Origin of the sequence: Cereibacter sphaeroides 2.4.1 (assembly GCF_000012905.2) — a bacterium.
GTDB lineage: Bacteria > Pseudomonadota > Alphaproteobacteria > Rhodobacterales > Rhodobacteraceae > Cereibacter_A > Cereibacter_A sphaeroides.
In genome coordinates this window covers 35931-47394 of record NC_007490.2, presented here as the reverse complement: position 1 = coordinate 47394, position 11464 = coordinate 35931, and the positions used below count along the sequence as shown (strand labels likewise).

Annotated in this window: 11 protein-coding genes and 1 pseudogene; 4 read left to right on the top strand and 8 right to left on the bottom strand. The window is 62.8% G+C overall.

Annotation, left to right across the window (positions count from 1 at the left end; all coding sequences use genetic code 11):
• Positions 1-203: 203 nt before the first annotated feature.
• The 4 genes and pseudogenes from RSP_RS21140 to RSP_RS21125 form a co-directional block, all read right to left on the bottom strand.
• Positions 204-442: pseudogene (locus tag RSP_RS21140) on the bottom strand (transposase); the annotation flags it as partial.
• Positions 443-746: 304 nt separating this feature from the next.
• Complete coding sequence (locus RSP_RS21135) at positions 747-1211, bottom strand: response regulator (RefSeq protein ID WP_011331453.1); 465 nt, start codon at positions 1209-1211, stop codon at positions 747-749.
• Complete coding sequence (locus tag RSP_RS21130) at positions 1208-2242, bottom strand: sensor histidine kinase (protein ID WP_011331452.1); 1035 nt, start codon at positions 2240-2242, stop codon at positions 1208-1210. The genes RSP_RS21135 and RSP_RS21130 overlap by 4 nt, the downstream gene beginning before the upstream one ends.
• Positions 2242-2796 carry a methanogen output domain 1-containing protein gene (locus RSP_RS21125; protein ID WP_011331451.1) on the bottom strand — a complete coding sequence of 185 codons (555 nt, stop codon included), beginning with the start codon at positions 2794-2796 and terminating at the stop codon, positions 2242-2244. The genes RSP_RS21130 and RSP_RS21125 overlap by 1 nt, the downstream gene beginning before the upstream one ends.
• A gap of 164 nt (positions 2797-2960) precedes the next feature.
• On the opposite strand from RSP_RS21125, the gene RSP_RS21120 reads away from it, so the two are divergent.
• Positions 2961-3080, top strand: a complete 120-nt coding sequence (locus RSP_RS21120) for an integrase core domain-containing protein (protein ID WP_017140510.1) — start codon at positions 2961-2963, stop codon at positions 3078-3080.
• Between the two features lie 177 nt (positions 3081-3257).
• Here the strand turns inward: RSP_RS21120 and RSP_RS21115 are convergent, their stop codons facing one another.
• Entirely contained in the window at positions 3258-6053 is a 2796-nt protein-coding gene (locus tag RSP_RS21115) for a bifunctional diguanylate cyclase/phosphodiesterase (protein ID WP_017140511.1), read from the bottom strand.
• 67 nt (positions 6054-6120) lie between these two features.
• Positions 6121-6861, bottom strand: a complete 741-nt coding sequence (locus tag RSP_RS21110; protein WP_227590692.1) for a biliverdin-producing heme oxygenase — start codon at positions 6859-6861, stop codon at positions 6121-6123.
• A gap of 565 nt (positions 6862-7426) precedes the next feature.
• Here RSP_RS21110 and RSP_RS21105 point away from each other — a divergent pair.
• Positions 7427-8311, top strand: a complete 885-nt coding sequence (locus RSP_RS21105) for a recombinase family protein (RefSeq protein ID WP_011331448.1) — start codon at positions 7427-7429, stop codon at positions 8309-8311.
• 79 nt (positions 8312-8390) lie between these two features.
• Here the strand turns inward: RSP_RS21105 and RSP_RS21100 are convergent, their stop codons facing one another.
• Together RSP_RS21100 and RSP_RS21095 are read right to left on the bottom strand one after the other, a co-directional pair.
• A complete protein-coding gene (locus RSP_RS21100; RefSeq protein ID WP_011331447.1) occupies positions 8391-8786 on the bottom strand; it encodes a PIN domain-containing protein in 396 nt (131 codons plus the stop codon).
• Complete coding sequence (locus RSP_RS21095; protein WP_011331446.1) at positions 8776-9003, bottom strand: AbrB/MazE/SpoVT family DNA-binding domain-containing protein; 228 nt, start codon at positions 9001-9003, stop codon at positions 8776-8778. Before RSP_RS21095 ends, RSP_RS21100 begins: the two co-directional genes overlap by 11 nt.
• 214 nt (positions 9004-9217) lie before the next feature.
• Between RSP_RS21095 and repA the strand changes: the two genes are divergently transcribed.
• Both repA and repB read left to right on the top strand, forming a co-directional pair.
• Complete coding sequence (repA, locus tag RSP_RS21090; protein WP_011331445.1) at positions 9218-10402, top strand: plasmid partitioning protein RepA; 1185 nt, start codon at positions 9218-9220, stop codon at positions 10400-10402.
• Positions 10402-11388 carry a plasmid partitioning protein RepB gene (gene repB, locus RSP_RS21085; protein ID WP_011331444.1) on the top strand — a complete coding sequence of 329 codons (987 nt, stop codon included), beginning with the start codon at positions 10402-10404 and terminating at the stop codon, positions 11386-11388. The genes repA and repB overlap by 1 nt, the downstream gene beginning before the upstream one ends.
• Positions 11389-11464 lie beyond the last annotated feature (76 nt).

The window sequence follows — 11464 nt, the reverse complement described above, 5'->3', positions numbered from 1 at the left end:
AGGCGAAGGGCGGAAACCCCATTGGTTCCGATCGGGCACCGACCAAGACGCTCTCGACAAGGCCGGGTTCGGCTGTCACCAGCGCCTCCCACGATGTTCCTCGCCGCTACCCAAAACCAGAGAGGCCGGCCCCCCGCGCGCACAACGTTACGATATCCACAGGTGAAGAAGGTCTGCCCGAAGAAAGGCTCAGGTGTTTCGCCCAGACCCATCATGATCCGTGCGAAGACACCATTGTCGCTCCAACGCTTCCAGCGGTTGTACAGGGTCTTGGCCGGACCGTATTCCTTGGGGGCATCGCACCATCGTAAGCCATTGCGGTTGATGAAGATTATGCCGCTCAACACTCTTCGATCATCGACCCGCGGCCTGCCATGGCTCCTCGGAAAGAACGGCGGCAGCCGCTCCATCTGCGCTTCCGTCACCAGAAGAGATTGCTCATCGTGGCCCCCCGTTGATCGAGGGCCGCGAATCACGCCGGCCGGCGCGGCGCAAGCAGATCAACGGGTCCTGAGCCTAGAGACCTGTGTTTAGGTCTCCGTATTCGCGCCCCGATTGGCTGCCGCTTGTTTGTGTTCATGGAGCAGGTCTACAACTCGAAGCGACTGCATTCCGCCTTCTGCCACCGAATCCACGAGGAATTCGAAGCTCTATTTGTCTGCAATGCGGCCTAGTTCGGACCCCCCTTGGCCAAGTCCGCGGGGTAACTGCGAACCCGGCTCACTTCTGTGTGACAATTATCACCGTCAGGGTCGAAGGCCCCGCAGCGCCTCTTCGACGGCCGAAACGAGCTGCATTGTCGAAAAGGGCTTCGGCAACCAGCCTAGCGGATGAGCCGCCTGAGCACGCTCGCGGGTTCCGGGATCGTCATTGGCGGACACGAAGAGGGACCGTAGGCCAAAGCGACGGCTGATCTCGAGGGCCGCGTAGATTCCGTCGCCGTTGCCACGGATCCGGATGTCCATCAAGACCAGTTCGGGCATATGAACCTCGGCCATTTGGAGTGCCTCCTCAGCGCTAGCGGCGATGCCGACGACTTCCAATCCCTCGTCTGCGAGCGCGGCCTCGATCTCGCAGGCGACTAGCCACTCGTCCTCGACCACGAGGATGCGGGCAGGCGGCTTCCGACCTGCGCCCACGTTTTCCAACGTCGCCGCCAATTTGCTGGCGTCTTCCGGAGCCTGAGGCGGCGCGACGCTATAAAGGGTCATGTAAGGAATTCGTTCCCGCTATCGGTGAACCGCACGATAATGCGCGCCCCATCTTGTTTTTCGATTCGTAGCTCGGCTCCAAGCTGGCGACACAGTCCCTTCACGATGCCCAGTCCTGAGGAGCGGCGCCACGAGCCAGCCGTCACAATCCCGGGGCCGTCATCCTGCACGATCAGCGTGAATTCATGCCCCTGTCTATCCAACACGATGCGGACCGCCCCTGTCCCACCGCGAAGCCCGTGCTTGACCGCGTTCGTCACCAGTTCGTTCACGATCAGCGCCAGCGGGAAGGTGGCCTCACTGGACAGCCTCCCCTCGGTAGCTGAAACCTCGAGGCGCACCTCGGGGCCAAGGGTGACCGACAGGGTGCTTGCCAGAGCCTCCAGGAACGCGGCGGAAGAGACCATCGAAACTTGCTGTGTCTCGTACATCAGCGCCTGCGCCGCGCCGACCGCAAGGAGGCGCTGGTTGGCCGCCTGAAGCACATCCCTCACCTCCTCGGATCCGGTCTCGCGGATGGCAGCCGAAAAGAGCCCGACCATGAGCTGGATGTTGTTCTTCACCCGGTGGTTGAGTTCGCGCAGCATGATCATGTTGCGGTGTAGTGCCTCTTCCAGAAGCGACTGGCGCTGGCGGCGCGCATGCGCCTCCGCATTCAGCTGTGCCACCTCCTTCTTGAGTACCGAGAAGCGGTCGGAGTCGGGGGCCGTGCATCGTACCGCTATCATAACATGCCCGCCCGCCTCGCGCAGCCTCGCCCCCTGCATCCGCAGGCGCCGGGGTCCCGCCTCCGGCTGGCGGAACAGCAACTGGCCTGCCATTGGGCTCGATGTTCCCGAGCAGCACCTCAGCCATGCCCGAAACTCATTGGACGGCGTCTCAAGAAAGGAACCCAGATCCTCGCCACTGCGGTCACCGCCGATGAGGCGCAGGGCGGCAGCATTGGCACGCATGATCCGGCCCTGCGGCGTCAGAAGGAAGACCGGCTCCTGAAGGAAATCCAGAAGCGACTGCTCGATCCCTGCCGCCATCACTCCTGTCGCCTAAAATACTCGCGTGCGTTAGGTTCGGGTGTCTCCTTCGGGGTAAAATATACCACCACGCGGCAGCCCACGTCGCCCGCTGCGATCGACTGCTCGATATCAACCCTCGCATAGCCGAGATTCTCGGCCGCGATCGAGCCAAAGACGTTCGAGGTCATCATGCAGAGCGATGGACGACCCAGCACATGCTCGCGGAAGGGGCAGCGCCGGTTGCCGAATACGATACGCTCTTCGCGCTCTTCGAGGATGTAGAAATCGCCCTCGATACGCCGCTTCAGATCCACCAGCACCGCGCCGACCTGATCTCGGCTAAGCGTTTCAACCTGCAGAGCACCGCGGTAGGCGCCATCGATATGCTCGCCCATCGCGCTGCCGACAACGCTGATGTATCCAGACGCTTCGTCGAGGCCAACGACCTTCTCAAGCGTGCCGGCCAGTTCCCGAAGCAGCGAACGCAGGAAGACGTCGGATCCCAGCGGCACGGCCAGATCGCGGATGCTGTCGGTCCTTGCGTTCATGGAAACCTTCAGGTTCTGCTGCATGCCGCAGCCCGGACTTAATATGACACCAGCGAGAAGAACTTGCCAGTGGGGTGTTGCCGATTGTGCAGGGAAAGCGCCTGACAGAGCCTGCGGCGCATGCTCTGAAGGTGCGCGGCCTACCCCACTGTCGGTGCCCGTACTGCTTTCGTCCGGCCCGGCAGCCAGTGGAGGACTGCTACTGCGAGAGCTTCAACTCCAAGCTCCGCGAAGAGCTGCTGACCGGCGAGATCTTCTACAGCCTGGCCGCGGCCCGGATCGTGGTCGAGACCTGGCGCCACCACTAAACCACAAGGCTCCCGCGTTCATCGCTTCACTGCCGACTCCCGGCGCCACTGGCAGTGAGATTTCCGGCTTGCCAATTACACCCGCTACGCCGGCCTCCTCAACCGTGGCGCCAAGATCTACGACGCATTAACATTGACAGCGAACCACACCCTTGGGGCACGTCACGCCGGTCCGCGTCATTCCTTTCGTGATGCCGCGATCAGGCCAAGCGCGGCGGCGATGGAGAGTGGGGCGGCGAGGTGGAAGCCCTGAGCGAAATCAGCCCCGGCCGCGCGAACGAGGGCAAGCTGATCGAGTGTCTCGATGCCCTCCTGCACCACCTTCAGATCCGCCGCATGGACCAGCCCGGTGACCGCGGCAAAGAACCTATGGTCCTGGGCCGCGGTATGACCGCCGCCGAGAAAGGCCCGGTCCAGCTTCGCAACATCCACCGGCAGTCGGCGCAGGCAGGCCAACGACGAGAAGCCTGTGCCGAAATCGTCGATGGCGATCCGCACCCCGAGCGCCCGGATCGAGATCAAGGCCTCGGAGACGGCCTCGTCGCTCAGGGACGTCTCGGTGATCTCGAGGCAAAGTGCGTGGCGCGGGAGGTCGGGCACCTGCGCCAGCAAGTCGGCGAGACGCGCCAGAAAGTCCGGCCTTGCCAGCTGTAGGGGCGACACGTTCACGTTCATCTTCAGATCCAGCTCCGGGCCGGCGGATCGGAAGGCTTGCAGCTGCAGGATCGCGCGACGCAGGACCCAGTTGCCCATTGCATGGATGTGCCCAAGTCTTTCCGCGAGCGGGATGAAGATGCCGGGCTGCAGGGCACCGTGGAGCGGATGGTCCCAGCGCAGCAGAGCCTCGAACCCCACCAGCCTCTCTGTCTCCGGGTTGAGGGCGAAGATCGGCTGATACACGAGGTGAAACTGTTCGCTTTCGATTGCTCCGCGCATGTCGTTGTCGAGTTCGACGAGCTGCGTCGTCTCCTCGTACAGCGAGGGGCGGAACAGCTCGCCCCGGTTGCCACCGTTCTTCTTGGCGGCATACATCGCGATGTCGGCCGCCCGCACCAGATCCAGATCGCCGATGCTGTCCGCCATTGCGATTCCGATGCTGGCGGAGATGTGGCATTTGCGGCCAGCAACCTCGAAGGGCTGCTCGAGCACTTGCCGCAGCCGCTCGGCGAGGCTGACGATCCCGGCCGCGTCCAGTCGGTGACAGAGCACAACAAACTCGTCACCGCCGAGCCGGACCACCAGATCATGGGGACGCACGGTTGCCACGAGGCTGCGTGCCACTTCGATCAGCAGCCCGTCGCCCACGCCGTGCCCCATCGAGTCGTTCACGGCCTTGAACCGGTCGAGGTCGATGAAGAGCAAGGCCGCCGCCGACTGGCCGTCCTGCGCCAGGCGCTCCTGAAGGTAGCTGCGGTTCGCAAGGCCGGTCAGCGGGTCGTAATGGCGCAGCCGCGCGAGTTCGGCCCGAGTTCGCTGCGCCATCTCGGCGGCGATCGCCTCACCCAGCTCGCGCGCGCAATTTCGCTCGGCGGAGGTCCAGGGAAGCGAGCGGCCGGTGACTGTCTCCTTCCAGGCGTCGAACGAGGCGCGCGGTCTCATCCGCTGCGTTGCCGGGTTCCAAGTGCCATGTTCGGCCGGATTGCCACCCCAGGTGATCGTCTGCACATGCTCAGGGCGGAACCAGGCGATCAGATCTCCGTCCCCGGATGTCAGGGGGAGCAGCAGGATGCCGCTTCCGGCCGCCAGCAGCTCTGGCAGCTCGGGATGGCGCAGGGTGACGTCGTCGAGGGACAGCACCTCCAGGGGCGAGGGGCGACCCAGACTGTCCAGGACCTTCTGCATCGCATCGACCGGCGGCGTCCGCCCGAAGTGCAATTCCTGTCCAGCCAGCCGCACGACCGCGGCACTGGCTCCGACCAGATCGAGGATCAGCTGATCTGCCGCGACAAATGCCGCAGCCAGCGTATCACCGGTCGATAGCCGTTCGACCAGCGTCGAGAGCGTCGACTGCCGGGCCAGTGTCTCGGCGGCATTCTCGACCTCGCCCAGCCGGCTCAGGAGCAGCGAGACCACTTGCCCGATCATGCCCGCCGCCGCACGCCACTCGGGGCCGGCAATACGGGGGGTCGTGTTGTGGCAGACCAGCATCCCCCACAGCCTGTCGCCGTCGGCCAGCCCGATGGTCAGGCTGGCCGCCGTGTTCATGTTCTGCATGTAGTCGAGATGGACCGGCGAGACGCTGCGCAGCGAACTGTGCGTCAGGTCGAGGGGCTTGCCGTCGTCGAGCTCGGGATGGCCGAGCAACGGAACCGGCCGGTAGCACGCATCCGCAATGGCACCCACCCTCTGGCGCAGGTAGAGCGCGCGCGCGATTTGCGGAATGTCCGATGCCGGGTAGTGCAAGCCCAGGTAAGGCTCGAGATCCTGCCGGCGCCGCTCGGCGATAACCTCGCCATGTCCGTCAGCGCCGAAGCGATAGGCCATCACCCGGTCATAGCCCAGCACCAGCTGCAGCCCGTGAACCGCGAGCTCGCAGAGTTCCACCTGCGTCATGGCGCTGGAGAAGGTCTCGATAACCGATTGCCTGGCTCCCGGAGGGAGCCGGCCATCCTCATCGCGCACCGGCTCGATGTCGAGGCACATGTAGTCGCCCGACTGGAACGCATGGAGATGCAGCAGCTGTCCGTCGCTTCTGCGGAAGGACCCGATTGTTTCCGGCGTCTCGGAGCCGCTACGACGCGCCTCGCGCAGCAAGATCTCGTTGACGCGCCCGATCACCTCTCCGATGGGCGCCCCCAGAACCGAGGCCGCGGGCAGGCCGAGGATCTCGCCCAAGTTGACGCTGGCATGGGCGACGCGGCCGCTGTCGGCCCGCGCGGTCATCAGCGCTCCGTGCGGCTGGATCGCGCCGGGCGTGGCGATCGGTTCCATCTCGCAGATCGAAGGGTCGAAGGTGCCCCCAGAGATCGTCATGAGGCACCCCCGCACAACGAAGTTCTGGCAAACGTGCGGCAAAGACCTGCATGGCGGCGGAGGGCGGTCATACCCGCCGGGCTGCCACAAAAGGGGTGAACCATTCGAGGAGCGCCGTGAAGGTCGCGGCGGCGCCGGCCAGCACATCCGCCCTCTTGTCGGGATGTGCCGCACCGAACCGGTCCAGCGCAGCCTGGAAGGCACGCCAGTGCGTCGCGGTCCCGTGGGACGGGCCGCCAAAGAAGGCAGTCGCATTCCCGATTTCGTCGCCGATGCGCTTCTTCAGATGATGCAGGATGACCCTGCCGCCAAGCGCAGAGCCCTCGAGCACATAGCGGGCGCCGAGCGCCCGGGCGAAGTTCGTGAGCGGCGGGCAGTATTCGGCCGGTGCTCGCGGGATGCGGTCGGTGTCGATGCCAAGGGCGTGCAGATCCTGGATCAGGCGCCGCGAATGGCCCGGGTCAGGGTCGAAGGATGCCAACCCGCTCCAGCCTCCAAAGGCCACAATCCTACGTTCGATCGGATCGTACAAGGCTAGAAAATGCCGAAGCCAATCCACGTAATCGGCCCAGCCCATGATGCCGCTTGGCAAGCCGAGGAGCGTTTCGGCCCGGTTGTGGAGCATGCCCGTCTTCTCGCGAAGATCGCGGGAAAGGGGCATCACGCGCTTGCACGGGTCGGGCTGCAAGCTTGCCGATCCACGACCCAGCGGACAGGAAGCGGGCTTGCTGATTGCGACCTGCCCGCGAACCCTCCTGCGAAGGGAAGGCGCAAGTTCGTCGTGCTGCAGGATGTGCGACATGTTCATGAGAATTTCCGATAGCCTTCGTGCATAGCACACCGACGCGATCCGGTCGCCCATGCATTCGTACGGGATTGATTTGCATGTGTACACGCAGCGGGCAGTTTGCACACGGCGAATAGAGCCTTGGCTGCAAACCTCTCAGAGTGCGATTTTTCAGGCGCATGAGTGATGGATGACTGTCTGCGCGACCGACCGAGGGCGCGCCGCCCTATCTCTGGATCGCCGGGCTCCCTTTCGTTCGGCCTTCGCAGGATCCCTGATCGACCTTGGCCACCCCCTCAGCCTGTTCAACGTCAGAAAAGACGGCCTAAATTATAAATTTAAAAACAGATAGTTAGTTCTTTTACGCGCAAAATACAGCGCATATGCGCTTTACCCACCACTTCTTCCAGCCAGCTTTCCGCATTCTGTTTTATGCACATGCGCGACGGTCTGAAACCCCCTCTGATCGTGCTTAACGTCAGTCAACAAATGGCTTTCTGCTCAGCAGCGCTCAAGCGAGCACCATTGCATCTGTTTATAAACGGTCGTTTACTCGCAGCATCCGAAACTGGAAACCACCCCCCCCATGCCCCTCATCGGCTACGCCCGCGTCTCCACCGAGGACCAGACCCCCCTGCCCCAGTCCCAGGCCCTCAAGGCCGCAGGCTGCAGCGAGATCCACCAGGAACAGGCCTCCGGCGGAAACCGTGCCCGCCCCGTGCTGACGCGGGTGCTCGAGCGCATCGGCCGCGGCGATACCCTCGTCGTCGTCCGCATCGACCGCCTCGCGCGCTCGCTCTCCCATCTCCTCGAGGTCATCGAACGCCTCGAGGCTAGGGGCGCCTTCTTCCGTTCGCTGACAGACCCGATCGACACAGCCTCACCCCAGGGCAAGTTCACCCTCCAGGTCCTCGGCGCCACGGCCGAGTTCGAGCGTGCCCTGATCCGCGAGCGCACGAAGGCAGGCCTCGCCAGCGCCCGCACCGAAGGCCGGATCGGCGGCAACCCGGGCCTGCGCGCCCGCGATCCGGCAGCGCTGCGCAAGATCCGCCTCGCGCGACAGGACGGCTACATGGAGCGCCTGAACCAGACAGCGCAGGACTGGGTGCCCCACGTCCGCCGCCTGCGCCCCGCCATGGCATGGGAAGACGTGCTGCGCATCCTCAACGCCCCCCTGCCCGAGGCCCGGCGCTGGACCCAGAGCCGGCTCCTGCGAGCCGTCAACGCCTATGTCCGCGACGGCTTCCTGCCCGAAACCGTCCTCGGCCGCGCCGGCCGCCGCGAAACTGACGACCGACTGCCCGCAATCATCGCCGCCATCAAAGGCGCAGACCCGAACATCACCCTGCAGGACATCTGCAAACGCCTCGAGGCCATGCGTGAACGCACCCCACGTGGGAGAACCAAGTGGCAGGCATCATCCGTGAAAATGCTGCTGGAGAGGGCTGAGAGGCTGGGGCTGGTTGACTAGCCGAACAACCCCTGCAAATCCTTCACAATATGGAAGGAGTACGAGATTGTGGCCAGTGCCAGGATCACAGGCGGCCCGCTCATGCAAAGGGGTTGACGATGCGAAGCTGGCCTTCAACCAGCAGGCCATCTTGCATGTCCTCGCTCCACAGGGTGGTGCACCCCGCGACCAAAGCGCTGGCGACGATAATCGAGTCGTAGATCGAGAAGCCGTAGCGTTCCGCCAAGGCGCGGCCGACGTCATGGGTCTGAATGGTCAGGCTTTCGACGGGACACAGGGCGCGCACTCCTTCGAGAAACGCTCCTGCTTCCTCCCAACTGAGGCCGGCTTTGCGGCGGCAATTCACCAGCGTCTCGTTCAGGACCTGAACGCTGATCCGGGGCCTATGACCCAGAATTTCCTCGGCACAGTCAGCCTTCGGTCCGTTATCGAGCAGGTAAAGGATGACGTTCGTGTCCGCGAACTCAGCGCTCATGCGCGTCGTTGCGGCTAAGGCGCTCTGCAGCCGGCAACGCGCCCCGGAAACGGCGCAGACCCATCAGCACCTCATCCGCACGAGCAAGGCGACGGACTCGGACCTGGTGGTCGTCCTTGACCAAGTCGATCTGATCGCCTTCCTTGAGACCCAGTTCCCGAACAAGCTCCGCGGGCAAGCGGACGGCCAGCGAGTTGCCCCATTTTGCGACCTGCATCGTGACCTCCTATGTGATAAACGTCCCTGACTGTATATCCAACTGGATGCTTGGGCAAGCCTGTCCTCGAAGGCGTCCTATGCTTGTGAGTCAAGCAGCGGCTGACACCAGATTTAGAAAGAGCTTGCACGAATCTGACTCCCACGGCAATAGTCACGGAAAAGGGTGACTAAACGCCGAAATCCGTGAACACGCCGCGGGCGCGCGAGGGCAGATGAGCAGAGTGGATACACAGGAAGAACTGAACGCTGTGATCCGTCAGCACTCGGAGCTGTTGGCGGCACAACTGCATTCGCAGCGTGAGAGCCTGTTCCCTCCCGATGCATCCAAGTCTATGCGCAAATTCACTTCTGGAGAGGCCGCTGCTCTGCTGGGCGTTAACGACTCTTACCTCAGAAAGCTCCACCTTGATGGCAAGGGGCCGTCGCCAGAAGTTTCCTCGGGGAACCGGCGACATTATTCGGCTGAAGATATCCATAACTTGAGAATTCTGCTAGAGAAAACGGCTCGAAAGGCGGGAGATTATCTGCCCGGTCGTCGCGCCGGTGACCATCTGCAGATCATCGGCGTGATGAACTTCAAGGGTGGCTCGGGAAAGACGACCTCCTCGGCGCATCTCGCTCAAAGGTTGGCCCTCAAGGGCTACCGTGTCCTAGCGATCGACCTTGATCCGCAGGCTTCTTTGACGGCCTTGCATGGGGTTCAGCCTGAATTTGATCTGCTGGACGGCGGCACGCTCTATGATGCGATCCGTTATGAACACCCCGTCCCGATCACAGAGGTGATCCGAAAGACATACATCCCAAACCTCGATCTGATTCCTGGAAATCTCGAACTGATGGAGTTCGAGCATGAGACGCCGCGGGCGCTTTCTCGCGGCAACGCTGGTTTGTTCTTCTTCCGTGTGAAAGAGGCGCTGGCGCAGGTCGACGAGCGGTATGACGTGGTCGTCATCGACTGTCCTCCGCAGCTCGGATTCTTGACCATGTCAGCACTGTCGGCCGCGACAGGCGTTCTCGTAACAATCCATCCAGAGATGCTCGACGTGATGTCGATGAGCCAGTTCCTCAGAATGACGGCCGACCTGATGGACGTCATCGCCGACAGTGGTGCCGACATGTCGCATGACTGGATGCGGTACCTCTTGACCCGTTATGAGCCGACAGACGCACCACAGAACCGCATCGTCGCCTTCTTGCGGACGATGTATGGCGACAAGGTCTTGAACGCGCCGATGCTCAAGTCGACGGCCATATCGGATGCCGGCTTGACCAAACAGACCCTTTACGAGGTCGAACGCAGCGCCTTCACACGGACGACCTATGACCGGGCAATCGAAAGCCTGAACGCTGTCAACGACGAGATTGCCCAGCTTATCCAGATGACGTGGGGGCGCTGATGACCGACAGCAAGAAGAAGCGCATGTCCATGCTGGACAGTCTCGCAGCGGCGGGTACGCCCCCTGCCCCGGGCAGCATGATGTCAAGTAATCGGGCGCTGCGCTCGGCGCGCGATGCTGTTGATGCTCACCATGTCTGGGAACTCGATCCGGTCGAGATCCAGGACGAGAGGTATTCGGATCGCCTGGACCCCAAGGATGTGCATGATCTGCGCGCGTCAATCGAGCAGAACGGCCAGACCGTCCCCATCCTTGTGAGGCGCCACCCGACCGAAACGGATCGCTATCTCCTCGTCTATGGACGCCGCCGTCTCGAGGCCATTCGTGCCTCCGACAAGGTCAAGAAGGTCCGAGCGCTTATCGCGATTTTGGACGATACAGCCGCGCTGCGCGCCCAAGTTTCCGAGAATACTGGAAGGCGTGACCTGAGCTACATTGAGCGCGCCCTCTTCGCACAGGAGCTTCTCGACAGCGGCTTTGGTTCGCAGGCTCAGATTGCCGAAGTGCTGAATGCGACCCGTTCTGCGGTGTCGATGTCGATCTCGGTTGCCAAGGCGATCGGGACTGCCTTGGCCCATGCGATCGGACCGGCTCACGGCATTGGGCGCCCAAGATGGGAGTCGCTGGCAAAGGAACTCCCCGATGCCGGCATGGATATGGAGGAGCTTTGCCGGGTGGCGAGTGATGCCCGTGGCCAAGCGGCTGCACGCGAACAGGCCGAAGGAGAGCCCCAGGTTGATCCTTCGGTCACGGCTTTTGAAGCCGTTGTACGCTATGTGAGAAAGACCAACGGTAATTCTCCCGCCAAGAAGCCGAGACCGAAACCCCTTCTGATCGAAGGCGCGCCTGCGGGCGCCATTAAGAGGTCAGCCCGAGCGCTACGGCTGGAACTTACGGATGTGGACGATGCCTTTGCGCAGTGGCTCGACGCCAATGCGCAAGACGTCCTCGATCAGCTTCATGATCGCTGGAGGCGCGAGACATGATGAGAGGCAGAGCAGCAACAAAAAGGAGGCACGGTACAGGCTAAAGAAAAGGTCCCGCAAAGCTTGCGCTCCACGA

Bases quoted from the DNA above. Each gene is read 5' to 3' on its own strand.
- RSP_RS21135 (WP_011331453.1), bottom strand. From the start codon at position 1,211: ATGACCCTTTATAGCGTCGCGCCGCCTCAGGCTCCGGAAGACGCCAGC.
- RSP_RS21105 (WP_011331448.1), top strand. From the start codon at position 7,427: ATGCCCCTCATCGGCTACGCCCGCGTCTCCACCGAGGACCAGACCCCC.
- RSP_RS21115 (WP_017140511.1), bottom strand. From the start codon at position 6,053: ATGACGATCTCTGGGGGCACCTTCGACCCTTCGATCTGCGAGATGGAA.
- repA (WP_011331445.1), top strand. From the start codon at position 9,218: ATGAGCAGAGTGGATACACAGGAAGAACTGAACGCTGTGATCCGTCAG.
- RSP_RS21095 (WP_011331446.1), bottom strand. From the start codon at position 9,003: ATGCAGGTCGCAAAATGGGGCAACTCGCTGGCCGTCCGCTTGCCCGCG.
- RSP_RS21100 (WP_011331447.1), bottom strand. From the start codon at position 8,786: ATGAGCGCTGAGTTCGCGGACACGAACGTCATCCTTTACCTGCTCGAT.
- RSP_RS21125 (WP_011331451.1), bottom strand. From the start codon at position 2,796: ATGCAGCAGAACCTGAAGGTTTCCATGAACGCAAGGACCGACAGCATC.
- RSP_RS21110 (WP_227590692.1), bottom strand. From the start codon at position 6,861: ATGAACATGTCGCACATCCTGCAGCACGACGAACTTGCGCCTTCCCTT.
- RSP_RS21130 (WP_011331452.1), bottom strand. From the start codon at position 2,242: ATGGCGGCAGGGATCGAGCAGTCGCTTCTGGATTTCCTTCAGGAGCCG.
- repB (WP_011331444.1), top strand. From the start codon at position 10,402: ATGACCGACAGCAAGAAGAAGCGCATGTCCATGCTGGACAGTCTCGCA.